General features: G+C 62.5%; 21 protein-coding genes and 1 pseudogene. 11 read left to right on the top strand and 11 right to left on the bottom strand.

Features of this window, described 5'->3' with window-relative positions; translation table 11 throughout:
* Positions 1-83: 83 nt before the first annotated feature.
* The 7 genes from HV711_RS03285 to HV711_RS03255 form a co-directional block, all read right to left on the bottom strand.
* The gene (locus HV711_RS03285; protein WP_013591097.1) at positions 84-239 is read right to left on the bottom strand and encodes a DUF3309 family protein; all 156 of its coding nucleotides are present in this window, start codon (positions 237-239) and stop codon (positions 84-86) included.
* 135 nt (positions 240-374) lie between these two features.
* Positions 375-1,604 (bottom strand): YbfB/YjiJ family MFS transporter, encoded by a 1,230-nt coding sequence (locus HV711_RS03280; protein ID WP_028361180.1) that lies wholly within the window; start codon positions 1,602-1,604, stop codon positions 375-377.
* 86 nt (positions 1,605-1,690) lie between these two features.
* Positions 1,691-2,305 carry a TetR/AcrR family transcriptional regulator gene (locus HV711_RS03275; RefSeq protein ID WP_035480000.1) on the bottom strand — a complete coding sequence of 205 codons (615 nt, stop codon included), beginning with the start codon at positions 2,303-2,305 and terminating at the stop codon, positions 1,691-1,693.
* 176 nt (positions 2,306-2,481) lie between these two features.
* Positions 2,482-2,688, bottom strand: coding sequence for a hypothetical protein (locus HV711_RS03270; RefSeq protein ID WP_035479998.1), 207 nt, complete (start codon positions 2,686-2,688; stop codon positions 2,482-2,484).
* A 391-nt stretch (positions 2,689-3,079) separates the two neighbouring features.
* Positions 3,080-3,298 carry a hypothetical protein gene (locus HV711_RS03265; protein ID WP_028361178.1) on the bottom strand — a complete coding sequence of 73 codons (219 nt, stop codon included), beginning with the start codon at positions 3,296-3,298 and terminating at the stop codon, positions 3,080-3,082.
* Between the two features lie 183 nt (positions 3,299-3,481).
* Positions 3,482-3,766 (bottom strand): hypothetical protein, encoded by a 285-nt coding sequence (locus tag HV711_RS03260; RefSeq protein ID WP_013591092.1) that lies wholly within the window; start codon positions 3,764-3,766, stop codon positions 3,482-3,484.
* Between the two features lie 88 nt (positions 3,767-3,854).
* Complete coding sequence (locus HV711_RS03255) at positions 3,855-4,127, bottom strand: hypothetical protein (protein ID WP_013591091.1); 273 nt, start codon at positions 4,125-4,127, stop codon at positions 3,855-3,857.
* A 425-nt stretch (positions 4,128-4,552) separates the two neighbouring features.
* Between HV711_RS03255 and HV711_RS03250 the strand changes: the two genes are divergently transcribed.
* Complete coding sequence (locus HV711_RS03250) at positions 4,553-6,748, top strand: serine/threonine protein kinase (protein ID WP_035479996.1); 2,196 nt, start codon at positions 4,553-4,555, stop codon at positions 6,746-6,748.
* A 37-nt stretch (positions 6,749-6,785) separates the two neighbouring features.
* Here the strand turns inward: HV711_RS03250 and HV711_RS34070 are convergent, their stop codons facing one another.
* A complete protein-coding gene (locus HV711_RS34070) occupies positions 6,786-8,060 on the bottom strand; it encodes a formylglycine-generating enzyme family protein (RefSeq protein WP_425195017.1) in 1,275 nt (424 codons plus the stop codon).
* Positions 8,046-8,780 (bottom strand): annotated as a pseudogene (locus tag HV711_RS34065) (caspase family protein); the annotation flags it as partial. The gene HV711_RS34070 and the pseudogene HV711_RS34065, both read right to left, overlap by 15 nt.
* 376 nt (positions 8,781-9,156) lie before the next feature.
* Here HV711_RS34065 and HV711_RS03240 point away from each other — a divergent pair.
* The 9 genes from HV711_RS03240 (at position 9,157) to HV711_RS03200 (ending at position 21,876) form a co-directional block, all read left to right on the top strand.
* The gene (locus HV711_RS03240; RefSeq protein ID WP_035479993.1) at positions 9,157-9,660 is read left to right on the top strand and encodes a DUF4399 domain-containing protein; all 504 of its coding nucleotides are present in this window, start codon (positions 9,157-9,159) and stop codon (positions 9,658-9,660) included.
* Positions 9,661-9,707: 47 nt separating this feature from the next.
* On the top strand, positions 9,708-10,142 hold the full coding sequence (locus tag HV711_RS03235; protein ID WP_035479992.1) for a DUF4399 domain-containing protein: 435 nt from the start codon (positions 9,708-9,710) through the stop codon (positions 10,140-10,142).
* A 285-nt stretch (positions 10,143-10,427) separates the two neighbouring features.
* Positions 10,428-10,712 (top strand): hypothetical protein, encoded by a 285-nt coding sequence (locus HV711_RS03230; RefSeq protein WP_013591086.1) that lies wholly within the window; start codon positions 10,428-10,430, stop codon positions 10,710-10,712.
* 220 nt (positions 10,713-10,932) lie between these two features.
* A complete protein-coding gene (locus HV711_RS03225; protein WP_028361173.1) occupies positions 10,933-12,396 on the top strand; it encodes an efflux transporter outer membrane subunit in 1,464 nt (487 codons plus the stop codon).
* A 272-nt stretch (positions 12,397-12,668) separates the two neighbouring features.
* Positions 12,669-15,278 carry an FHA domain-containing protein gene (locus HV711_RS03220; protein ID WP_175144996.1) on the top strand — a complete coding sequence of 870 codons (2,610 nt, stop codon included), beginning with the start codon at positions 12,669-12,671 and terminating at the stop codon, positions 15,276-15,278.
* Complete coding sequence (locus HV711_RS03215; protein WP_035481545.1) at positions 15,256-16,629, top strand: beta-barrel domain-containing protein; 1,374 nt, start codon at positions 15,256-15,258, stop codon at positions 16,627-16,629. Before HV711_RS03220 ends, HV711_RS03215 begins: the two co-directional genes overlap by 23 nt.
* 37 nt (positions 16,630-16,666) lie before the next feature.
* Positions 16,667-17,419 carry a peptidylprolyl isomerase gene (locus tag HV711_RS03210; protein WP_013591082.1) on the top strand — a complete coding sequence of 251 codons (753 nt, stop codon included), beginning with the start codon at positions 16,667-16,669 and terminating at the stop codon, positions 17,417-17,419.
* A gap of 42 nt (positions 17,420-17,461) precedes the next feature.
* Positions 17,462-20,518 carry a peptidase domain-containing ABC transporter gene (locus HV711_RS03205; RefSeq protein WP_013591081.1) on the top strand — a complete coding sequence of 1,019 codons (3,057 nt, stop codon included), beginning with the start codon at positions 17,462-17,464 and terminating at the stop codon, positions 20,516-20,518.
* Complete coding sequence (locus HV711_RS03200; RefSeq protein WP_035481543.1) at positions 20,518-21,876, top strand: sigma-54 interaction domain-containing protein; 1,359 nt, start codon at positions 20,518-20,520, stop codon at positions 21,874-21,876. The genes HV711_RS03205 and HV711_RS03200 overlap by 1 nt, the downstream gene beginning before the upstream one ends.
* A 65-nt stretch (positions 21,877-21,941) precedes the next feature.
* On the opposite strand, the gene HV711_RS03195 is transcribed toward HV711_RS03200, so the two are convergent.
* The gene (locus HV711_RS03195; RefSeq protein ID WP_035481541.1) at positions 21,942-22,712 is read right to left on the bottom strand and encodes a PP2C family protein-serine/threonine phosphatase; all 771 of its coding nucleotides are present in this window, start codon (positions 22,710-22,712) and stop codon (positions 21,942-21,944) included.
* A gap of 5 nt (positions 22,713-22,717) precedes the next feature.
* Positions 22,718-23,005, bottom strand: coding sequence for a hypothetical protein (locus HV711_RS03190; RefSeq protein ID WP_013342362.1), 288 nt, complete (start codon positions 23,003-23,005; stop codon positions 22,718-22,720).
* A 463-nt stretch (positions 23,006-23,468) separates the two neighbouring features.
* Here HV711_RS03190 and HV711_RS03185 point away from each other — a divergent pair, with 463 nt between their 5' ends.
* Complete coding sequence (locus HV711_RS03185; RefSeq protein ID WP_035481540.1) at positions 23,469-23,960, top strand: lecithin retinol acyltransferase family protein; 492 nt, start codon at positions 23,469-23,471, stop codon at positions 23,958-23,960.
* Positions 23,961-23,967: the final 7 nt, after the last annotated feature.

The following is a 23,967-nucleotide window of genomic DNA, read 5'->3' as shown; positions in this document are numbered from 1 at the left end:
GCCGGAAGGCGAGCAGTTCCCTGCATCGCGATCCGGCGGCCAGGCTCGTGTTGATCGACTGATTTATTGCGTCGCGCGACTCGCTAGATGACGCCCGCGACAAGCAGCACGATCACGATGATCAGCACGAGGCCAAGACCACCCGTAGGCGCATAGCCCCACGAGCGGCTATGCGGCCAGGTCGGCAACGCGCCAATGAGGAGAAGAATCAGCACAACCAGAAGAATAGTTCCCAACATATATGACCTCCGCTTGGTGATGGAGCCGCCTCGCAAGCAACGGTGCACATGGTGCGATGTGCCCCGCGCGTGCATCGGACAGCGTCGTCACCTAGCCGGAGCAAGCATCGTGCCCAAGGCGGGGCGAGTCGGCGCTCACACCGCCGGCGTGCGCGTGGTTGCGGCCCGCGAAGCAATGAGATCCGCAACGAATGCCAGCGCCAGCGCGACTGCGCCGCAGGCAAAGATGAGCGCGTAATCGTTATGCGAATGCGAGAACAGGTATGAATAGCCGTAGCCGGCAAGCGCCTGGAAGAGTGCGAACGCTGTTGTCGCGCGGCTCCACGAGGCGCGCTGTTCGGTGTGATCGTGCGGCACGAGTTCATGAATGCGGCCAAGCGCGAGCGGCACCACGCCCGGCGTGAAGATGCCGAGAATCACCGTCGACACGGCCAGCACCCACGGGTTGCCTGACGCCGCGAGCATGGCGACAGCCGCTGCCTGCAGCAGCAGTGCCACGCGATAAGCCTTGCCGTAACCGATACGATCCGCGATGTTGCCCGCGATCACAGGCCCTGCTATCGCCGCAAGCCCATACAGCACCCAGTAGTTCGCGCCGATTGCCGCGCCTTTGCCGAGACCACGGGCCACGTAATCGACGAGCAGGATCATGGCCGGCACAAGACCGAGCGCGTTGGCCGCGTACTGCGCATACAGCACGCGCAGCGCGAGCGTATTGCTTTGCGGAGCAAGATGACGAGTCGCCGAGGCAATGGGCGCGGGCGGATTGCTCGACGGCCAGCCGAACCAGCTCACCGCTGTCAGTACGAGCGCGACAGCGCCAAGACCGAGCCAGGCCGTGCGCAGACCGAAATGCAGCAGTTCGGGAATCAGCGTGCCGGACGCGGCAATGCCGAGGCCGAGTCCCAGAAAGATCATGCCGCTGACAAAGCCGCGGCGCGGCACCGGAATGTGCGGAAGAATCGATGTAGCCACCAGCACCATGATGGCGCCGCCGGAGATGCCCGACAGCAAACGCCACAAGAAAAACCAGCTTATCGAGAGCGGATACGCGCACGCGAAGAACGCGGCGGTCACCACGGCCATCAACATGCGCAACGCGGTGCGGTTGGATAACGCGGACGCAAGCGGCCGGCCGATCAGCGCGCCGATCAGATAGCCGGCGAAGTTCGCGGCGCCGAGCGTGACGGCTTGCGACGACGTGAACCAGTGCGCCTGAATCAGCGAGGGAATCAGCGGCGTGTACGCAAAGCGTGCGAGCCCGATTGCGACGAGACTGCCGCTCAGTCCGGCGAACGTGGCAAAGAGCGCGCGGGCATCGAGCGATGTCGAGCCCGAAGAGGTCAATGAGGGCGCTGTAGACATGACGACTCCTTTACCGGGGAACGTGCATGACGTCGCGCCGGATGTCGGTGAAAGTGCGAAAGGGGCGCCGCGTGAGGCGCGTGGCTTTAGACGTCGCCGTGCCTTGCCGGCAGCGCCGGCAGCCCGAGCAACGCGAGCGCGCTGGCTACAGCGCTCGTGAGCACGGCACGCTGCGGATCGATGCGCGCCAGCACGCGCATGCCCAGCACGGTGGCGAGCAGATGCGCGGCGGCGTGATCGGCGGAAACGGTTTTGGCTATTGCGCCGCTCTTTTGAGCCGCAACGAGGCAGCGATAAAAGAACGCGCGAATCTCGGCGATCTCAGTCGCGACAAGCTGGCGGAATGCTTCGTCCTCCGATGAAATTTCGAGCGCAGAATTCACGAGCATGCAGCCGCGCTTGTGCGGATCGGCGACCGACCTTTCGATGGTTTCGTCGAAAAAGCCGGTAATGGCTTCGGCGGGCGGCATGCTGGTCTCGAAGCGCCTGATGCGCTCGCGCAACGAGTGGTCCAGGTAGTGCTCCAGCGCGCGCAGATACAGCCCACGTTTGTCTCCGAAGGCGTTGTACAGGCTCGGCTGGGTGAGGCCGGTGCACTTGACCAGGTCGCGCGTGGAGGTGGCTTCATAGCCCTTCTGCCAGAAGGTTGCGCTTGCTGCTTCCAGCACCTCGTTCTCATCGAATCCGCGGGGGCGCGCCATGATGAATGTCCTTTACCACCGGACCCGGTGGGTTCTGTATCAGTCGATATAGAACTGCATTATATATCGATTGATACAGAAAGCAAGGGCGAGGTGGCCGGCGCGCTGGGGGACCGCCGCGTCTCGCGCAGCAGCGCGGCGCGCGGCGGTTTCCAATTGCGGGCATCTCGAGCGTCCTACAGATAGGTGCCTTTGATGCGGCCTTCGAAGATGGCGGTGTTGATGCCGAAGTCGTCGACGTGGCCGGCGCCGCCGCCGTCGACTGTAACGACGACAGAACGGCCGCCGCGGACGAGCTTGCGCTGCTCGGCCGAGAGCGTGACTTCTTCGTCGGCCGCGTCGACGCCGCGGGGTAGGTCCTTGATGATGACGGTGGATTTCATGGCAATACTCCTTGAAGTGGTTGAACGAGCACGACGGAGTGCTCGTTGCGATTTCTGCAAGGCGTATGCCAATTTGCGCGAGATTGAGCGCCGGTCGGCCCAGTGTCCGCGGACGCGAGGCCAGGCAGGCAAGCGCGCCGCGCCTCCGCCCAGAACCGATTGCGATGGAGAAAAATTAGCGGCCAGGTGTGCGGGCGGAACCCACAGAAAGCGCGCGAAGTGTTGGCTCGCGGGGGCGCTCAGGAGCTCACGGCACGAGGGCGTCGCTCAACGTCGCACGGAAAAGACAGAGGCGGCACGTGCTCATGACACGTGCCGCCGCCGAGTTGAATTAAGCGGGAACGTAAGGGCGAATCAAAGCGCGAATCCAGGCGCGAATCCAGGCGTAGATTTAACCGCGCCGCGTGTTGCGCGTCGCGGCCACCTTCACGATGGTCTGATGCGCGGCGGGAAAGCCGGGCGGGTATTCGACGACGCGCGCGGAGGTGGGCACGAGCGGCGCGGCGCTTGTCAGTCGCGCGCCAATGCGTGCGCCGCCGACGATGGCGGCCATGGCCGCACGGTCGAGTTCGACGCTGTCTGCGAGGTCTTTGATGAGAAGCTTGGCCATGATGTGTTCGCCGGGAAAGCCGAGCGATCGACCGTCGCGATGGTCCGGTTGGCGCTCGTAGGTGCCGTGCAATGTGCTGAGGTCTCGTCGCACTATGAGTATAGGAAATCTGTTTTTAACCTGCCTGCCGGATGTGGCAAGACGGCAGTAGGGAAGCCCCCGGTCCTTCGCTACTGCACGCCGTCACACAACAGCGGTGTTGGCTGCCCACAGCGATGGGCTGACATTCAGGTGCAGCGGAACGAAGCCAGCGCCGATCACGCCGACGTTGTTGAGCGCCGCAACATTCACGTACTGCAGCTGGTTCAGGTTCTGGTTCACCGAGACGTTGACGTTGGCGATGCCGCTCAGGCCGCCGACCGTGGGCACGCCCGGCACGCTGCTGCCGGTGCCGCCGGACACTGCGGACATGGCGCGGCGGTCGAGTTCGCGGGTGCGGGAAAGATCGCGAATCATGAGGGATGACATGGTGTTTCTCCAAAGGTGCGAGGAAGAAGGCGGTGCGCAGCGCGAGGCGAAACGGCCCGAACAGGCGGCCGCTTCGCCTCGTCGCGTGTTACACGTGGATGTTGTTGCTCGACGTGACGGACGGGTTGATCGTCGAGCTGAGACCGGCAGCGAACGCGACGTTGTTGCCGTTGGCGTTCTGGATGTTGAGTTCGTTGCTGATCAGTTGCGTCGCGTTGACCTTCTTGCTGTAGTCGGGCGCGTAGACCGGGCTGAAGTTGAAGTACGACGTGGAGGGGCCGAAGCCGCCGCGCACGGCGCTCATCGCCTTGCTGTCGAGTTGTTCGGTGATGGACAGGTCTTTGATCATCAGCGTGTTCATGGTGAGTCTCCTGAAAGGGAAGGTTGCGGTTCTGCGGTTGGGTTCGAGCAACTTGTCTGCTCGAGCGTCACTAATGCACGGCCTGTGCCAGATTTATTCAAGGTTCCTAATAAAGTTCGTGATGCCTTGACCCGCAAGGCTTTCGGCGCAGCGCACCGGTTGTTTATCAGTTCGCTGAAGGCGTGCCGCGGGTTGCGAGTGGTGGCGTGCGCCCGACAACGCACCGCATTCTGTTGGATCGCGCGCGACAAGCGCGATACGCGAGACGCGCGCCGCGCGCGGGGCAATCCTGGTTTGCGAAAGCACAGGGCGGGAGCTAGTATCGAAGCGGCACATGTAACTGGTTACGACAGCTTTCCTATCGGCCGGAGCGCCCCTGTTCGCATGCGATCGGGGCGGACGGCAGCGGCGGCATTTCGCACAACATGGCAAGCCTTGCGCGTGTAATTCACGACTTCCAGAACGGCGAGCTGTCCCGCGAGGAGTTCGTCGCTCAACTCGACAGCACGCTGGTGACCGAAGGCCTCGGCCCCACGCAGCTGCTGGAGATGCTCGGCACCGCGCATCGCAAGGCGCCGCTGCCTGAGGACCTGTATATCGAAGTGAGGCGTCGTATCGAGCTGCTGCGCGTATCGAATGTCGCAGCCGGCGGCGAGGAGACCGGTATCCAGACCACAGTGGAGATTCCCTCGGTGGTTCCGGCTGGCGCGGGACGTACAGGCGCATCGGCAAGTACAGCTAACGGAATCCACGCGGCGGGACACGATCAGATCAAGGGCATCGGCGATACGCTGAATAACCGCTTCGTTCTCGAAGAGTGCCTCGGTGTCGGCGGAATGGGGACGGTGTACAAGGCGCTGGATTTGCGCAAGCTCGAGGCATCGGACAGAAAACCCTATCTTGCGATCAAGGTCCTGAACGTCCAGTTCCGCGGCAATCCGAATTCGCTCGTGGCGTTGCAGCGCGAGGCGCGCAAGGCGCAGGTGCTCGCGCATCGCAACATCATCACGGTGTATGACTTCGATCGCGATGGTCCTATCGTCTATCTGACGATGGAATACCTGTCCGGCAAGCCGCTCAGCCAATTGTTGCGCACGCCGGGCTATCAGGGCATGCCGGTTCGTGCGGCGCTGCCCATCGTGCGCGGCATGTGCAGCGCGCTTGCGTACGCGCACGAACGCGGCTTCGTGCATTGCGACTTCAAACCCGCCAATGTCTTTCTCACGACGAATGCCGAGGTCAAGGTGATCGACTTCGGCATCGCCCGCGTGTTTCAGCGGCCGGAAGAAGAGAGCGATGCCACCGTGTTCGATCCCGGCAGCCTTGGCGCGCTGACGCCCGCCTACGCGAGCCCGGAGATGATCGAGCATCGCGAGCCCGACCCGCGCGACGATATCTATGCGCTTGGCTGCATCACGTATGAATTGCTCACCGGACATCACCCGTTTGATCGCCTGTCGGCTACGCAGGCGCGCAACGCCGAATTCAAGCCGCAGCGTCCGCCCAATCTCGATGCAAGGCAGTGGCGCGCGTTGCGCGCCGCGCTTTCCTTCGACCGGGCCACGCGCATGCCGAGCGTGACACGCTTCATCGCCGAGTTCGACAACGAGGCTCGCGCGGAGAAGTCGGGGACGTTGGCGAAGGCAGGGCTCGCCGGCGCTGCAGTGATTTGCGCGGCGGCTGTCGCGGTGTTTGCGTGGCGCTCGGGGCCGAGCCGTCACAGCGAAGCACAGGTGGCCGCCGGCGCGTCGCAAGGCGCGAGCGGCGAAGCCGCTTCATTGCCGGCGCAGACGAGCGGAACAGTGGCTGCGGCGACGAGCGGGACAGAGGGCCCCGCGAGCGGGGCAGCGGACGCCGCGAGCGCGAATCTGCCTTCGGCAAGCGCTTCGGCGGCCAATGCTTCCGCGGCGTTCGTCGCGCCGCCGCCTCCTGTGCCGAAGCCCGCGCTGACACTCTCCGCGGTCACGCCGGTGCTCGCGCAGGTGCCATGCTCGGCGCTATCGGCCGCGACGCAGGATCACACGTTGAGCGTTCGCGGCTACCTGTCGCAACGCTATAGCGTTGCGCGGCTGAAGGATGGTTTGATGGCGCTGCCTGGCGTGGATGCGCTGAAGCTCGACGTCGCCCCGCTTGCCGACGACAAATGCGACACCGTGAAGGCGCTCGCGCCGTACTGGACGCAGAACTGGCAAGCGGGACACGTTGCGGGCTTGCAGGTGCGTCCGCCGAGCGGTCAACTGAGCGAGGGGGATGCACTGGTTGTCGATGTCAGCACGCCCGGCTACGACTCGTATGTGAACCTCGACTATTACCAGCTCGACGGCAATGTCGTTCATATGGTGCCGAGCCCGCGTGCGAAGGACAACCAGGCACCGCCGCACTACGCGGCGACGGTCGGCAGCGCGGGCGACTGGGTGATTGCCAAACCGTTCGGCTCGGAGATGGTCGTGCTGCTGATCACGCCCGCGCCGCTATTCGACAAGCCGCGTCCCGAAGCGGAACCGCGCGCCGATTATCTGCGTGCACTCGACACGCGGCTCGCGCAAATTGCCGCGAAATACGGCCGCGACCGAATCCTGGCCGATTTTGCGCCGATTACCACAAAGCCTCACGCGCCGTGACGTGCATACGGCGCGTTGTCGAGCTTCGTTCAGCAGATCACTTCAGGTCTTTGACGACGCGGAAACCGTCTTGCGACTGGCGCACGCCCGCGCTGTATTTGAAGCGCGTCGCGCTCAGCATGTAGCCGCCGCCTTCGCGCCACGAGCCGCCGCGAATCACGCGCATGTCGCAACCCGGGCTGTCCCACGCGCGGCCGTCGGCGGGGGCGGACTGGTATGAGTTGTGCCAGCAGTCGGCGGTCCATTCCCAGACGCTGCCGTTCATGTCGTAGAGGCCGTACGGGTTCGGTGCGAAAGAACCCACGGCTTCGGGGCCCTCCTTGTGCCACGGCTCGCCGCAGTCCTTGCAGTTCGCGTTGCCCTTGCGCATCTGGTCGCCCCACCAATAAGCGGTGCTCGTGCCGCCGCGCACCGCGTATTCCCATTCGGCTTCGGTGGGCAGACGGTACGGTTTTCCCGTGGTTTTGGTGAGCCATTTGACGTACTGCTGCGCGTCGTCCCAACTGAGATCACGCGCGGGAGCAGCCTTGTTCGTGTTCGTTTCGGGTGTGAGCTTCGGGCATGCATTCGCAGCGACGCAGGCATTCCACTGCTCGACGGTCACTTCGTACTTGCCGATAGCGAACGGCGCGCCGATCGTCACGTGATGGACGGGCTTCTCCGACGGGTCGTCGCTGTTGCTACCCATCGAAAACGACCCAGCGGGCAGCGCGATCATGACAGGACACGTCGCGCAGTCGCGGCTTTCTCCGGCTGATGGCGCATGGGCGGCCGGTTTTTGCGCCGCTGACGACACCGGCGGCGCGGCAGGCGCAGCCGTGCTCGCGGCGGGCGGCGTCGCGGCGGTGCGCGCGCGCTCTTGCGTGGCGGAGGCTGCGGGCGCGGCAGGCGCAGCGGGTGTCGCGGGCCGCGCGCTCTGCTGCGCAGGCTGAACCGGGGGCGCGGGGTGCTGCGCCGGCGCGGTCGGCGTGGGCGTATTGGATGCCGCCGCCCGCAGCCGATCGATTCGCGCATGCGCGAGCGTGGCGAAGCGCCCATTCGGATAGGCCTTCAAATACGCTTCGTAATCCGCGGGGTAGTTGCTGTCCTTGATCGAATCCCAGAAGGTGATTTCGTATTGCTCGCTGCTGTCCTTCGGCAAAATGCCTCGGCTGTGCGGTGCGACGACCGTGTCGTCATTGGGGAGCGGCCCGGCGGCCGCGCTGCCGGCAGCCTGCGCGGCCGCCTCGTAACCAGGCAACGATGACGCGATCCACGGTCTCTGTTCGCCTCCGGTCGCTTGCTCGACTTCCGCGGCAACGCTGGCCAGCATGGTCGCGAGGGGCTGCGAGGGTGTCTCGTCGAGGGCGCGCAGCAACGCATGGGTGTAGATGCCATGACCCCTGCCGTCCGCTGCGAAGCTGCCCGGCGCGGTTGCGTACGCAACGAGCGTGTTGGGCGGAAGCGCCGACGCGCCCGCGACTTCGCCGGTGAAGGGATTGTCGAGACACGCGTCGATAATTGCGATATTCAGCGCGCCGTTACCCGACGCGTGCATGGTCTGCAAGACGTCGCTCAGATCGACGCCCTCGCGGACCAGCGAGGCGGGCGAGCGGAGGTCGAGACCGGCGGGAATCAGCAGGGTTTGTGCGCCGACGCGCATGCCATGGCCGGCGAAATAGAACAGGCCGACATCGCCGGCACGCAGACGCTTGCCGAATCGGGCAACCGCACGCCGCATTTGCAGCGGTGTTGGATTCACCAGCACGTCGACGTTGTAGCCGCGCGCACGCAAGCGGTCGCCCATGGCCTGTGCGTCACGCGGTGCGTTGCGCTCGATAGCGTCCGCGGAATCTGCACCGTTCGCGGAATGCAGACCATAGGCGCCATTGCCTATGACAAGCGCAATGGGCGACGCGCCGGCGTGCCGCAGGGCAAAGGGTGGGAGCGCTAAAAGCGCCGGCTCCGCCGCTGCCGCATTCGCCGCGCTTGTGCTCTCACGCGGCGCTGAGGCAAAAGCACTGCCGCAATCCAACAGAATGGCCCCGGCCATCCACACCAGCAGGAATATTCGCCACATCTTCGCATCCTGTTTGTTCCGGACAGAACATAGGCATTCGAGCACCGCGTCATCGCCGCTATGGGTTGCATCCACGCGCTTTCCAAGAGCCGCGTTGCAGCGTATCAACAACCATAGCACGCGCGTGGCGGGCCACAACCAACACTTTTACCGAGTGCGCTATACGGTTAACGAGCATGGCGTATCTTTTTGGCAAGTTACGTCCTAAGCTAATTCACAAAGCAACGCGGCACGGTCGTTTTAACTACGCGGCGGCCGCATCGCGCGCGCGCCCGCGACCGCAGCACCAACGCCTTTGCTGCCTTTACGCAGTCGAGGTGGTCACGACCGCTCTTCGGGAGAGTGCGCCATGCGAAGAACCAACGTCCCCGCTGTTCCCAACCCGAGTTCGATAGCCATGATGCGGCTGTGCGTCACACGTGCAGTTTCGCGTGCGGTGCTCGCCGTGGCCATTGCCGGCGCCGCTCTGCCGCTCGCGGCTTTCGCGGAATCGACTGCGTCGCCGCCCGGTGCGGAGGAGTACATCATCTGGCCACCCGACGGCGCCGTGATTCACGGCGGCAAGCTGTGGGTGCGGATGGGTTTGCGCAACATGGGTGTGTGCCCGAAAGGCATCGTGTTTCCCAACACCGGGCACCATCACCTTCTGATCGATACAGATCTGCCCGCGCTCGACCAGGAAATTCCGTCGGACCGCAATCACCTGCATTTCGGCGCAGGCGAAACGGATGCGCGTATCGAGCTGCCGCCAGGCAAGCACACGCTGCAACTGATTCTGGGTGACCACAATCACGTGCCGCATACGCCGCCCGTGTACTCGAAAAAAATCACCATCACCGTGCAGAAAGACTAGCGCGTTCCGCGCGTTCATTGCGGCCTGCTCAGGACGGAGAGACCTTCATGTACAAGCTCATCGCAGTGGCGGCACTGGTCGTGTCGGCCACATGGGGCGCGGCGGATTTCGCCGCGGCGGCCGGAGCGCCTTCCCCTCACGGCGCATATGCCTATATCGGCTATCCGAACGACGGCCAGGTGGTGCCCGCCAACAAGCCGTTTCGCGTGTGGTTCGGACTGCGTTATATGGGCGTCGCGCCGAAGGGCGTCAAGTATCCGAACACGGGGCATCATCATCTGCTGATCGATACCGACTTGCCGCCGCTGGACCAGGAGATACCCTCGGACCGCAATCACCTGCACTGCGGCGCAGGCGAAACCGAAACCACGATCCAGCTGCCGCCGGGCAAGCATACGTTGCAGCTGCTGATGGGCGACGACATGCATGTCCCGCACAGCCCGCCCGTGTATTCGAAGAAGATCACGGTCATCGCGCGTTGACTGCGGCAATCGCGGCGCGCGTTACGATTCAATGCATGTCACCCCGCAGCCAACCGTTTCGCGCCGGTTGTTGGCTGCGATCCATCACATTGAGTACGACGGGGCGCCGTCACATGCGCGGTCAGCGGCGCCCCATTTCTCTCAAAGCCTTGATTCAAGGCCCTTTCGCAGATTTCTTAGGACCGGGAAATAAAACTGGCACAGCCCATGCGTTAGTGATGCTCGAGCAGACAAGTTGCTCGAACCCAACCGAAACGCTGTGACCTTCCCTTCAGGAGATTTGCCATGAACACGCTGATGATCAAAGACCTGTCCATCACCGAACAACTCGACAGCAAGGCGATGAGCGCTGTGCGCGGCGGCACGGGCTTCCTGTATCCGTCGTCGTCGTATCTGAACTTCGCGCCGGTCTATGCGCCGAACAACAGCAAGAAGGTAGATGCGACGCAACTGATCAGCACGACGATGAACATCCAGAACGCGAACGGCAACAACGCCGCCTTCGTTGCCGGTGTCTCGACCACCATCGATCCGCATGTGACGTCGAGCAACAACATCTACGTGTCGTAAGCGGCATGGGCGGACGCAAAGGCCAGCCGGCCCGCGCGTCCGCCAGCCGATCCTCAAAAAGTCCGCAGGTCCAATCGTTCTTTTCACGCGACATCTCTTCACCGCACATCTCCCCGGTCCATGTTCATGCACTGCTTCGATGGTGAAGCGGCGCGGGAGATGCTTTACTGAAAGCGTGCGACTCGTGTCGCGCAGTGAAGTGGCGTCACCGGAGACAATCGTGTCAGCGTTGCCTGATTCACAGATCGTTCAGCGCTTCTTCAAGCACCCCACAACGGCGGCGTTGCGCGGGCTATGCGCTGCAACGCTATGCGCCGCCGCGCTGTGTGCCTGTGTCGATGTGAGCATGCCGGACTACAAGCGGCCCGACACACCGGCGAAAACGTCATGGACCGGCCAGAAGGGCGCCCCTGTCTCGGCGGCGGCCACGATCGAGCCGGAGTGGTGGAAGGGCTTTAACGATCCGACGCTCGACTCGCTGATTGCGAAGGCCATAGGCGGCAACTTCGACATCAAGGTGCTGGCCGCGCGTATCGACGTGGCGCGCACACAGATCGGCGAGGCCAAAGCGGGCGCCCTGCCGACGATGGATCTCGGCGGCGGCGCCGATTTCCAGAAAACCACGGGCCAGACGTTCTCCAAGCAATATAACGTGGCGACCCAGGTGAACTGGGACATCGACATATGGGGCAAAGTCGAAAAAGGCGTGCAGGCGCAGAAGGCGGAATTCCATGCCAGTGAAGCCGACTGGCGTGCCGGTTATCTGGAACTGGTGTCGAACGTATCGAGCACCTATTTTCAGATCCTTCAATTCGACGACCAGATCGACCAGCAGCAAAAAACCCTCGCCGCGAACCGGCAGATTCTATCCATCTACGAAGGGCAGCGCCGCAGCGGCCTGATCCCGCAGACGCAGGTGCTGCGGCAACAGGCGGAAATCAATCGCCTGACGAATCAGTTGCTCGAATTGGGGCGCTCGCGCGATCTGGCCAATAACGCGCTGTGTACTCTGACGGGCGTACCCGCGGGCGAATTCCGCTTGCCTAAAGGTCATTTGCAGCAACGCGTCCAGCTGCCTGGCGTGCCCGACGGCTTGCCCGCCCAACTGCTTGCGCGGCGCCCGGACATCGTGGCCGCGGAGTTCCGTGTACTCGAGGCGTATGACCTCGTCGGTCAGGCGAAGCTCGCGCAATTGCCTTCTATCAGTTTGACCGGGCACGGCGGCACCGCCAGCTTCGCGCTGACCGACTTGCTGAAGTCGTTCACCTTCGGCTTCATGCCGAGCATCAACATTCCACTACTCGACCCCGGTGTGCGTGCGCACGTGAAAGTGACGCAGGCGCAATCGACAGTCGCGGAGCAGCAATACCGCGCCACGGTAATGGGCGCATTCGAGGAAGTGGAAAACGCGCTGGTCAATCTGAATGCGCACAAGGCGCAGAGAGTTGAATTGCAGCAACAGGTGGATCGTCTGCAGATCGTGGCCGATCAGATTCAGTCGCAACTGCGGCTCGGTGTCGTGTCGCAACTCGAGGTATTCGAAACCGAACGCACGCTGCTCGATGCACAGCAGTCGCTGTTGGCCAATCATCAATTGATTTTGTCCGACACGGTGCTGCTATATAAGGCACTCGGCGGCGGCTGGCCGACTGTGGACGTGCAGGCGCAGGTCAAAGAGAAGTAGTGCAGAAGGCGTGCACAAGTAAAGGAACATTGAGCTAATCCGCCATGCTGTGCACACGACGTCGCTTGTGGATTTCGGGCCGCACGCCGGGCGGCTCTCAAACCGGCGACTGGCCGACGACTGGCAATTGACACTCGCGATGCGTGACTTACAATCTTTGAGGGGCCGCGTTTACGACGGCTCCTTAAAACAAGGTCTTTTCGCCGTCGTCCTTCGTGCTGAGTCCGTTGCGCTCCCGCCGCAGCGGGTAAACGATTAGTGATCCGGATAAAATGGCCGACGGCGAAACATCGATTGCTGAGACGCGTGCGACAGTCGAAACCGCTTTCGACGTGCTGCTTGCTCCCGTTGCGTCAGGGCAGCCCCCCGCGCTGGACGCGATCCGCATTGTCGACAGTCTGTTCGCCATTGGCCGCAGCGAAGCGCCGTTCAACGATTACCCCGCCGAGCGCATTGCGCGTCTGTCGCGCCGTCATGCCCGCGTCTTTATCGAGCATGGCGCAGTTTATGTCGCGGACCTCGGCAGCAAGAACGGCACCACCGTCAACGGCATCGCGGTACGGCAGACCCCGGCCCGCGTGCGTGCCGGCGACGAACTGTGCTTTGGCGGCGACCTGTGTTATCGCGTGAGCATCGAGCCGCGCGCACGCATTGTCGCGGGCAGCAGCGCAAGCTGCACGCCGCGCCTGGTGCTCGTGCCGCAGCGAGACGATCTCGGGCTTCAGCCTGTTGAAGTACAGGCCTTTCCATTTCTGGTCAGCAAGGCCGACGAAGTCTTCGCGCGTTACAAGGACCGCTACCCGCATCAGGTCAACTACATTTCGCGCCGGCACGCGCACATCTATCTGAAGGGCGAGCAGCTTTACGTGGAAGACCTTGGCAGCACGAACGGCACATTCGTCGGGGGAAAGCGGCTTGACGAATCCGCGCTGCCGCTTGCAGATGGCGACGTCGTTGCATTTGGCGGAGACCACTTCGTCTACAGGGTGACGCTGCAAACACCGCCTGAGGTCGAACCGACCGTGACGCAACTGCTCCTCGATCCCGCCGCCGACCAGGCCGCCGACGCCGACAAGACGACGTTCGTCGGCGCGGCGAATTCGTTCCTCGACATTTTCTGCGTCGATCCGGCGCGGCAGCGCGAGGACGAAATCAACGAGGCCGCGAACGCCGCGAGCCTACAGGCAAAACGCGGGCCGTCGGGCGGTGCAGCGGCGGCGGGCGCGGCCAAAGTCGCAAATGGCGGCCATGCCGCGACGAGCGCCGCTAACGGCTCGGGCGCTGGCCGCGTCGCCGGTGCAACGAGACGCAAGCCGCAACGCTGGCGGCTCGTGGCGAGCGAACTAGGAAAGGCATTTGCCGGCGACGACCGCGCGAGCCTGCGGCGCATCGCGGCATGGGGCAGCGCCGGGGTCGTGCTCATCGCCGCCGTCGCGTTGACGCTTTACATGCGTGGCTCGTCCGAGCGCGAGCTGAAGAGCCTGCTGGCGAGCGGCGACTATACGAGTGCGGTGCAGTCCGCGAAGAGCTATCTCGCGAGTCATCCCACGGACACGAGAGTCAGCGCGCTCGCGAGCGAAGCGCTGCTCAAGGCGAAGCTGCCCGGCTGGCTCAATGCGCTGCAGAAGGCCCAGTTCCAGGAGGCGGATGCGCTGCTTGCGGACATGAAGTCGTCGACCGCGAACAATGCTGATGCGGCGTCCCTGCTTGGAGAACTGCAGTGGGTGGGCGATCTGGAGCGCTTCGTCACCGGGCGCGGCGGCGTGGAGGCGCCGATTCGCATCTATCACGACGAACCCGCGATCGACGGTTTGCTGCAGCGCTGGGAGGACGACCCGAAAAGCCACCAGCGTGCGCTCGACAGAATCGCGTCATATGTGCCCGTATTTACGGAGCCTTACGCGCAAGCGATGAGTCATCTGCGCAAGCTGGAAAGCGACGATTCGGTTTACCTTGCCGCGATCGAGCGCCTGGATGGCACGATTCGCACCGAGCTCGCGCGTGACAAGCCCGCAGCGCTGCCATCCGTACTCGACGATTACGCGCAGCGCTATCCGCGGCTCGCCGGCCTTGACCGCGTGCGCGACGATCTGCGCCAATACAGTGCTGTGCTGGAGGCGGCGCTCGGCCGTCAGTTGAGCACGTTGCTCGCGCTCATGAAGACTGCGCGTTTCAGCACGCCGCCGTTTCAGGCGCAGTATGCGCAACTGGCGGCGACGCGTCTGCCTTCCGCCGAGGTGGTCCAGCAGCACGACGCCGTAACGGCGGCATGGCAACGCGGTGACACCCAGCAGGCGCTGGCCGGATTGCAGTCGATGCCTGCCGGCCCGTGGTCCGATGTCCTCGCTGCCGAAGCGGCCCACAAGAAAGCGCTTCTCGATCAATACAACGACTTGCAGAAAACGCGCGGCGGCAAGGATTACGACCAGCGTCTGCTGTCCTTTTACGCGAGCCTCGATCCTGCAACGGACGTGTGGTTTGCACAATCCATCCAGAAAGACGTCGCCGCGCTGCACGATAAAGCGCTGGCGCGCGCGCAAGACCTGATGCTGCGCGCGCAAAGCCTGTGGAAGCAGTATCGCGCGAGCGGGCCGATTGGCGGCACGCAGCGTCTGGAGGCGGGCATTTCACCGGGTTTTCGCAATGAGGCGCGGCTCCTGTCCGACGCACAGGCGGCGGCACAGCAGGGTGTGCGCATCTATTCGCAACTGAAAGCGGACCATCCCGCGGATTTCGACCGCCTGCTCGCGGATATCGACGCGGAGACGACGTTGCAGCGCCGCTCGCTGACCGAGCTGCGGATGGTACTGGATCCCTCGCTTCTGAAGGCGAAGCTGGCGTTGATTGGAGGCGAGCAGAGTGAAACGCGACAGTTACCCTAGGCCGCTGGCGGAAGCGCTGGAGGACCACAGCGTGGAAGGCATCGCGATACTCACCGCCGAGCCGGTGCGGATCGCGCGTGCGCTGATCTGGACCATGGTCGCGCTCGTCGTGGCGGGCTTGCTGTGGTCGTTCGTCGGGCGCGCCGATGTGATCGTCACCGCGCAGGGCACGCTGTCGCCCGAATCGGAAGTGCGCCGCATCTACGCGCCTATCGACGGCGAGCTGGCTGATCTCTATATCGCGGAAGGACAGCCCGTGTCGAAAGGCGACATACTCGCGCGATTGAATGCGCGCGGCGCGATAGAGGCCGCGAGCAATGCGTTGCAAGCGCAACTGAAACTCGAGGATGCCGAGCGCGACTGGAAGCAGTTCCCGCAGAAGAAAGCGCTGATGGAGCGAAAAGCCGCTGCATTGAAGGCGCAAATGGAAGTGGAAGCCCGTCTGCACGAAAACCGTGTTTCGGAAGGCACGACCAAGCTTGCCGAAGGGCAGAAGGCCGAACTCGACGAAGCACGCAGTGTGCTCGACAACGCGCGGCGTGTGCGCGAGGCCGCCCATCAGGAACTGGACCGCTATTCGCAGCTATTTGCGCAGCCCGGTGGAGGCGGCATTGCGCAATTGCAGGTGGAGCAGAAACGAACGGCGGCGCTGGAAGCGGACAACGCTTACCGCGTCGCGCAGTCGAAGCTCGCGGAACTGGACTTCCGTTTGAGCCACGAGTATGCGAAAGCGAATGCGGAGCTGGAAACGAGCGGCCAGCAAACCACCGATCTGCAACTGCAATACGACGCCGCGGTGCGCGACATCACCGACGCGGAAGACAAAGTGCGGCTGCAACTGCAAAGCGCACGGCTCGTATCCGAAGCCGCCGCGCGAATCCGTTTCGAGAACATCGACAAGGACAATTTTCTGCTGATTCTCGCACCGGTTTCCGGTGTGATTACCGATGTCACGTCCACCCAGCGAGGCGACAAGATCCAGGCGAATTCACCATTGGGCGGCATTGCGCCTAAAGACGCCAAGCCGATACTGAAGATCGAAATCGCCGAGCATGATCGCGCATTTCTGCACGAGGGACTGCCCGTCAAGCTCAAGTTCAACGCATTTCCGTATCAGCGCTACGGCTTGATCAGCGGCACGCTCGCCTACATTTCTCCGGCCACCAAGCCCTCGCTGCCGGACAAGCAGCCCGTCTACGAGGGCCGCGTCACGCTGGAGAAGAACTACTACGAGATCGCCGGTACTCGCTATCCGTTGCGTTACGGCATGACTGCCAGCGCGGAAATCGTGGTGCGGGAGCGGCGGCTGATCGACCTGGGCCTCGATCCGTTCAGACAGGTGGCAGGTTGACTGTGCGGATTACCCATTAATCAAAGGAGCGGACAACATGACCGCGATAGTGCGAATTGACGATGAAGTCGTGGATGTGGGCGAGTTCATTCGTCTTCTGAAACTGACAGGGCAGTTCGAAAGCCTGATAGAGCAGATCGTGCGCGACAAGCTGACCGTGCATGCGGCGAAAAAGCAGGGCATTGTCGTCACCGCCGACGAAATCCAGGAGCGCGCCGATCAATTTCGCCGCGTGCGCGGACTGCATCGCGCGACCGACATGAACCAGTACCTCGACGTTCTCAACGTAAGCCTCGATGAATTCGAGGCCTTCATTACAGACGGCCTCTATCAGGAGAAGATGCTCGACGAGGTCGGCAACGACGCGGCGGTCAGAGACTACTTCGCGCTGAATTCACCGAAGTTCGATGCCATCGAGGTGAGTCACATCGTGCTGGACAGCGAGGGCAAGGCGAAGGAAATGATCTCGTATCTGCACGACGATCCGGACAGTTTCGCCGACATGGCACGCGAACATTCCATTGCGGATACGCGCGAAGCGGGCGGTGTGATCGGCAAGGTGCTGCGCGGTTCGTTGAAGCCCGACATCGAGGCGAAGATCTTCAATGCCGCCGTGGGCGATCTGCTCGGGCCGTTCCCCTCGGCGGATCGCTCATGTTTCGAGATCTTTGCGGTGACCGCCAAATATCCTGCCACGCTCGACGCGGACGTGGCCGCCGAAGTCCGGCGGCTGCTGCGCGAAAGTTGGTTGATCGCGCGGGCTCAGGAGCACGTGATCGAAGCGCGCTGACCGGGCGCCACCATCAGAAGCAAAACCGAGGCACGCACGCTTATGGATGCACCCCAGACTGCGCCATCCGCCGCCGAATTCCTTGCTTCGGTGGAGATACTGTCCCCCTTCTCGCGCGACGAGATCGAGCGCCTAGCCGAATATGCGCAAGCGCGTTTCTACTCGTTCGGCGAAACGGTGTGTTCCGCGGGCGAGACAGCCGATGGTCTCTACATAGTCCGCTCGGGCTCGGTTCGCATCTTTGTCGAGGAGCATGGCAAGGAGACGAGCATGGGCGTGCGCAAGTCGGGCGAAATTTTCGCCGACATTGCCATGCTCCGCACGTATGTGCATGAAGCGTCGGTGCGGGCATCCGCGAAAACCGAGCTGCTGTTCATTCCGCGTGCCGCGATCGAGCCGGTGATCACGGGCAATCAGGCGGCGCTTGCCTTTGTCGCGAGCTATGTGGCGATCAATTCGGCCGGTGGATTTGTCGCGCAACTGTTCGATTTGCGCGGCAAACTGAACAAGGCGGAACTCGAAGAGTATGTGCGAAGCGTCGGCGTGAAGCGCGTGGCCGCGGGCAAGGAAATTCTCAGGCAGGACGCGCGCGACGACCGACGGCTATACGTGGTGCGCCAGGGCGAGGTGCGGATCGTTCGACATGAGGAAGGGCGCGACTATACGCTCGCCACATTAGGCGAAGGCGAGATATTCGGCGAGAAGGCGTGTTTGATGCGGCAGGAGCAGATGGCTTCCGCGATTGCGTCGACCGATACGCGGCTTCTCGTCATTCCCGAGCGTACGGTGCATTTCATCCTCGAGCGCAACCCGAAACTGCGCGAAGTGCTGGACGAGCGCATTCGTTACGGCGACCGTGAGTTGCAGCGGCAAAAGCGGCTGGAGCAACGCCGCAAGTTGCCGCTCATGCTCGATTTGCAGAGCAAGCCCGAGTTCGGCGAAAAAGTCATCCGGCGCTTCCCGCTCGTCGAGCAGGCGGAAGAAATGGACTGCGGGGCTGCGTGTCTCGCGATGATCTGCCGTCATTACAGCATTCCCATGACGCTCGGCAAACTGCGCGAACTCGCCAATGTGACGACGCAGGGCGCGACGCTCGACAGTCTCGCGCGCGCGGGGGAATCGCTCGGCTTTACCGCGCGCGGCGTGCAGTGCACGTTCGATTCGCTGCGTGGGTTCGATTTGCCGTTTATCGTGCATTGGGAAGGCTATCACTATGTCGTGGTGTACGGCCTATCCAGCGAGTACGTGTGGCTTGCCGATCCGGCACTCGGCTTTCGCAAGTTGACGGTCGAAGACTTTGAGCGCGGCTGGAGCGGCACCTGTCTGCTGTTTACTGGCGGGCCGCATCTGGTGCACATGTCGGCGGCGCGTTCGCCGTGGATACGTTTTGTCGGCTACCTCAAGCCCTACAGAAAGATTCTCGGGCATCTGTTTCTCGCGACATTCGTGATTCAGGTGCTGGGCGTGATTCCACCGCTCATCATCCAGAACATTCTCGACGGCGTGATCGTGCACCAGAACGTGAGCCTCCTGCATCTGCTGATAGGCGGGCTCATTATTGCCAATGTGTTCTCGCAGCTGATGGCGTCAATACGCGCTTATCTGGCGAACTTCATGGTGCGCAACATGGACTTCGCGATGATGTCGCAGTTCTTCAAACACACGTTGTCGCTGCCTTTCTCGTTCTTCGCCAAGCGCAAAACTGGCGACATCTTCGCGCGCTTTCAGGAGAACCAGACCATTCGCGCGTTCCTCACCGAATCCACCGTGACAACGGCATTGAATCTGCTCATGGTGTTCATCTACTTCACGATTATGTTCGTCTACAACGTGAAGATGACACTGGTATTGATCGGATTTGTCATTCCCATCATGGCGCTGACCGCGCTCGCCACGCCCAAGATCAAGAACTACGCGCGCGAGGTATTCACTGCGTCGACGGAATCGAAGTCCTTCCTCATGGAAGCGCTGGCAGGCGTGGAAACCGTCAAGGGCATGGGCATCGAGCGGCCCGTGCGTTTGCGCTGGGAAAAGAAATACGCAAAAGCACTGGAAGTGCAGTACCGCGCACACGCGTTCAATATTCTCGTCGGGCTCGGCAGTCAGTTGCTTAATGCTGCGACCACAATTGCGATTCTGTGGGTCGGCGCCAATCTCGTCCTCGCGCGCGAGATGACGATTGGGCAGTTGATCGCCTTCAATGCATTCATGGGCAGCGTGCTCGGTCCACTCATGGGGCTCGTCGGGTTGTGGAGCATGCTGAACGACGCGGGCGTGGCAATGGAACGTCTCGGCGATGTGCTCGACATCGAGCCTGAACAGAAGCCGGAGGATCTGCCGTCACGTGTGATGCTTCCGGAACTGCAGGGCGAAATCAGCTTAAGCGGTGTCTACTTCCGTTACGGCGACAACGATTCCGCTTATGTGCTGGAAAACATCAGCTTCGACATCAAGCCCGGCGAACTGGTGGCGATTGTCGGGCGCAGCGGCTCGGGCAAGACGACGCTCGCGAAGCTGCTGGTCGGCTTTTATGCACCGAGCGAAGGGAAAATGTCGATCGACGGTTATGACCTCAGCGTGGTCGACAAAGCCTATTACCGCGCGCAAATCGGCTACGTGATGCAAAGCAATCTGCTGTTCTCCGGCACGATTGCCGAGAACATCGCCAGCGGCGACGACGCGCCGGACCGCAGACGTATAGAGGAAGTGGCAAAGATGGCCGACGCCCACGCATTCATCAGCAAAATGCCGCTCGGTTATGAGCAGATTGTCGGCGAGCGCGGAATCGGTTTGTCAGGCGGCCAGATTCAACGGCTCTGCATTGCGCGGGCGCTGTATCACGATCCGCGTCTGCTGGTATTCGACGAAGCGACGTCCGCGCTGGATTCGCAATCGGAAAGCAACATCCTCGGCAATATGCACGACATATTGAAGGGGCGCACGGCGGTGATCATTGCGCACCGGCTGAGCACCATTATGCGGGCGGACAAGATTCTTGTGCTGTATGAAGGCGCGATTGTCGAACAGGGCCGTCACGAAGAACTGCTTCAGCGCGGTGGCATGTACTACCAACTGGTGCAGAAACAACTGAGTGCGTGATGATGAAAATACTCGACCAGATCGAAGACATCAGTCCGGCGATTTCCTATGCGGGTTTGATCGAGCGTATCGAGATTTTGCGCTCGACGCTGCGCTGGTCGTCGCGGCTGGAACGTACCGACATTGACAAACTGCTGAGGCAGGCCACCTCGCTGCGCGACGAAGTCATGCAGCTATCGCACAAGGAGCGCTTCGTGCAAGCCGCGGTGGCGGCGGAGCCGGAACAGCGCGCCGAACAGTCGCGCGGTGCGCGCAGACAGGCGCTGCTTGAGCGCAGCTTCATTTTCGAAGGGACGTTCGGCGACAATCCGCGCCTGCTCGAATCGCTTGAAATTGCGGAGAAGGCGGCGCCGACCGACTTGCCTGTCCTGATCGACGGGGAGAGCGGTACCGGCAAGGAACTCATGGCGAAGGTCATTCATGCGAACGGCTCGCGTTCGGACAAGCCGTTTATTTCCGTGAATTGCGGCGCGATTCCGGATAACCTGCTGGAGTCCGAACTATTCGGTCATCGCAAGGGCGCGTTTACGGGCGCGGCAAACGACCGCAAAGGCAAATTTGAAAGCGCGCATACAGGTACGATTTTTCTCGACGAAATCGGCGAGTTGCCGCTCGCGGGCCAGGTCAAACTGCTGCGCGTGCTGGAAGCGCACGAGATTCAACGCGTGGGTTCCGACGAAACCATTGCGGTGGATACGCGCATTGTCGCGGCTACGAATCGGAACCTGCGCAAGCTCAGCGAGGAGGGCAAGTTCCGCGAGGATCTTTTCTACCGGCTCAGTGTGATTCACGTCACGCTGCCGCCGCTGCGCGAGCGCCGCGACGAAATTCCGCTGCTGATTGCATGGTTCGGCGATGAAGCGGCCGGCACACTGAAGCGCAGGCCGGTGAGATTGACACCGCGTTTACGGGACTTTCTGCTCAACTACGCGTACCCAGGCAACATTCGCGAGCTGCGCAATGTGATGTACCGCATTTCGTGCCTCGCGGGCGATATGGCCGACATCGACCACTTGCCGACCGACATGCGGCCCGCGGCGCCCGGCTCGGCGGCGGCCTTGCAAGGGCTCGCCAACGGCGCAGGCCAGCAGCCGATCAGCGTGGCGAATCTGATGTCGCTCAGCGATGCGAAGCGCGCCGCGAGCGACGATGCGGAGAAAGCCTTTCTCGAACGCGGGCTGCGGGAAGTGAACGGCACGGTGGCAGAGTTGGCGCGGCGCATCGACATGAACCGCTCGCATCTGCAAATGCTGCTGAAAAAACACGGGCTTCATTCGAAGGACTTTCGCAATCGCAACCTCGCCGCACCGAGCAGAAACGGCGCAGCAGAGCATGACGAAGATGACAATGACGCATGACGGCGCCGTTTCCGTTCAAGGAGGGAGCGGTCCCGTGTCTTTCATGGCACGGCATCGAACCCGCGTCATGGCGAGGGATTCAATAGCGTTTTGTCGGCGGCATAAGGATCTTCGGCGCGCACCACGACCGCCGTGATGTTGTCGCGGCCGCCGCGTTCGAGCGCGAGGCTGACCAGCTGGTCGGGCGCGTTGCCGTGCGCGGTGGTGCTCAGCACGGCTAACATGTCGTCTTCGCCGACTTCGTTGCTCAGGCCGTCGCTGCAAAGCAGGAAGATGTCGCCGTCCACGACTTCGATCGCATCGTCGTCGAGTTCGAGCAGGTCCGTCGCGCCGACAGCGCGCGTAATCATGTGTTGCGCCGGATGATGGCGCGCTTCTTCGTCGGTCAGGACACCGAGCGATTTGAGCGCTTCTACCTGACTGTGATCGCGCGTGAGTTGACGCAGTTGTCCGTCGCGAACCAGATAGAGGCGGCTGTCGCCGGCCCACACATAGCCGCAAAAACGGTCGCACGCGAGAAGCACGACGACCGTGCTGCCAATGCGCTGCACCTGGCGGCGCGCCGCCTCTTCTCTCAACTGACGATTGGCTACCTGCAAATGGGCGCGTGCGTCCGCGATAAACGCTTTCATGCTGACAGGCGGGGCGAGCCGCTTGAGGGCGTCGATAACGAGGCGGCTCGCGAGGTCGCCGACCGCGTGGCCGCCCATGCCGTCCGCGACGGCCCAGCGTCCGAGCTCGGCCTCGTCGAGGCACGCATCCTCATTGATTTCGCGCACGCATCCCGCGTCGGAGCGCGACGACGACGTCCATCGAAATTGGCTCGCGCAGACCACAACGGCTACACCATATCGTTTCGGCTGCGTGCGTCAGGGGAGACACTGATGTTCGAGTTTGCGCCGGTGTTGCGCACGTCGACCGACTGGAACTGGTTGATCATCTGGTTAGCATAGAAGTTGTTCGAAACCTCGTACAGGTTCACGACCGGCCCAATGCTTGGCGTTTCCCGCACATAAGGTTGAATCCAGCCATACACCCAGGGCGCACCGCCGCCGCCGCGAATTGCCGCCATGGCTTTGCGGTCGAGCGCGAGGTTGAGCGAAAGGTCGTTCACGGAAATGGAAGCCATGTCGTTCTCCGGTTGACCGCGTGCGCAACGCGCGCGGCTTGAAGGAATCTGGACGGTGATGCTGCAAGTGCTATGCCAATTCGCAAGCGACATCACGCGGTCTGCCGCAATGCATTGCCTGGCGTGGTCATGCGGACTACCTCGACGCTGGGCGCCGGTCTGCGTGCGAGTCAATAGGTCGGGCGCCGGCCAACACGCGCGCACCGCAACCGGTGTGACGCCCAACACTTTTTGGTCGCTAGGAGTCCTCCGGAAAGCGGCCCCGAAACGCCGCTTATCCTCGCGGAGAAAGAGCGCCTCACGCCAACACATGGGCGCGATTTCTGTCGGTTCATGGCCCACACTCGCGTTGCTCAAAGTCGCCGCCGTTCTCCGAAATCCCCATAAACAAAGGCTTTCCGGCACATGGCCCGGATGATGCGGAAGACCTCGCAACAGTGTTGGAAACAAAACGAGGCCAGCCATGAACACGAACTCTCTTCAGACGAGCAGCGAAGCCAGCGGTAAATCGTCATCCACCATCGACTTGCCGATCGGCTCGCACCTCGTCTCCACGCGTTCCGGCTACGAACATCACGGCATCTATGTGGGCAATGGCCGTGTCGTGCATTACGCAGGCTTCGCGGGCTCCGTCCATCGCGGCCCGGTTGAAGAAGTCGAAATCGACCGCTTCGCCGCCGGCCACCCGCTGTCGATCCGCGCGACGCCCTGCGCGCGCTACATCGGCGAAGAAGCGGTGCGCCGCGCGCGTTCACGCCTCGGCGAAAACCGCTACCGCCTGTTGACCAACAACTGCGAACACTTCTGCGCGTGGGTGCTGCTCGGCGAAAGCCGCAGCGAACAGGTGCATTGCAGCCTGCGTCATCCACGCACCGGCATGCACGTGCTGGTGTGCCTCGTGAAGGCATTCATGGAAAACGGCGCGAAGGGCCGCCTTGCTGCACACGCGGCGTGAATCAGTG

Source organism: Paraburkholderia phenoliruptrix (assembly GCF_902859825.1).
Classification (GTDB): domain Bacteria; phylum Pseudomonadota; class Gammaproteobacteria; order Burkholderiales; family Burkholderiaceae; genus Paraburkholderia; species Paraburkholderia phenoliruptrix.
Note: the sequence above shows the minus strand (reverse complement) of the source record. Positions and strands in the feature narration are given on the sequence as shown.

What these genes read in the sequence shown, in the direction of transcription:
- HV711_RS03285 (WP_013591097.1), bottom strand. Translation starts at nt 239, where the DNA reads ATGTTGGGAACTATTCTTCTGGTTGTGCTGATTCTTCTCCTCATTGGC.
- HV711_RS03280 (WP_028361180.1), bottom strand. Translation starts at nt 1,604, where the DNA reads ATGTCTACAGCGCCCTCATTGACCTCTTCGGGCTCGACATCGCTCGAT.
- HV711_RS03275 (WP_035480000.1), bottom strand. Translation starts at nt 2,305, where the DNA reads ATGGCGCGCCCCCGCGGATTCGATGAGAACGAGGTGCTGGAAGCAGCA.
- HV711_RS03270 (WP_035479998.1), bottom strand. Translation starts at nt 2,688, where the DNA reads ATGAAATCCACCGTCATCATCAAGGACCTACCCCGCGGCGTCGACGCG.
- HV711_RS03265 (WP_028361178.1), bottom strand. Translation starts at nt 3,298, where the DNA reads ATGGCCAAGCTTCTCATCAAAGACCTCGCAGACAGCGTCGAACTCGAC.
- HV711_RS03260 (WP_013591092.1), bottom strand. Translation starts at nt 3,766, where the DNA reads ATGTCATCCCTCATGATTCGCGATCTTTCCCGCACCCGCGAACTCGAC.
- HV711_RS03255 (WP_013591091.1), bottom strand. Translation starts at nt 4,127, where the DNA reads ATGAACACGCTGATGATCAAAGACCTGTCCATCACCGAACAACTCGAC.
- HV711_RS03250 (WP_035479996.1), top strand. Translation starts at nt 4,553, where the DNA reads ATGGCAAGCCTTGCGCGTGTAATTCACGACTTCCAGAACGGCGAGCTG.
- HV711_RS34070 (WP_425195017.1), bottom strand. Translation starts at nt 8,060, where the DNA reads ATGCTGGCCAGCGTTGCCGCGGAAGTCGAGCAAGCGACCGGAGGCGAA.
- HV711_RS03240 (WP_035479993.1), top strand. Translation starts at nt 9,157, where the DNA reads ATGCGAAGAACCAACGTCCCCGCTGTTCCCAACCCGAGTTCGATAGCC.
- HV711_RS03235 (WP_035479992.1), top strand. Translation starts at nt 9,708, where the DNA reads ATGTACAAGCTCATCGCAGTGGCGGCACTGGTCGTGTCGGCCACATGG.
- HV711_RS03230 (WP_013591086.1), top strand. Translation starts at nt 10,428, where the DNA reads ATGAACACGCTGATGATCAAAGACCTGTCCATCACCGAACAACTCGAC.
- HV711_RS03220 (WP_175144996.1), top strand. Translation starts at nt 12,669, where the DNA reads ATGGCCGACGGCGAAACATCGATTGCTGAGACGCGTGCGACAGTCGAA.
- HV711_RS03210 (WP_013591082.1), top strand. Translation starts at nt 16,667, where the DNA reads ATGACCGCGATAGTGCGAATTGACGATGAAGTCGTGGATGTGGGCGAG.
- HV711_RS03205 (WP_013591081.1), top strand. Translation starts at nt 17,462, where the DNA reads ATGGATGCACCCCAGACTGCGCCATCCGCCGCCGAATTCCTTGCTTCG.
- HV711_RS03200 (WP_035481543.1), top strand. Translation starts at nt 20,518, where the DNA reads ATGATGAAAATACTCGACCAGATCGAAGACATCAGTCCGGCGATTTCC.
- HV711_RS03190 (WP_013342362.1), bottom strand. Translation starts at nt 23,005, where the DNA reads ATGGCTTCCATTTCCGTGAACGACCTTTCGCTCAACCTCGCGCTCGAC.
- HV711_RS03185 (WP_035481540.1), top strand. Translation starts at nt 23,469, where the DNA reads ATGAACACGAACTCTCTTCAGACGAGCAGCGAAGCCAGCGGTAAATCG.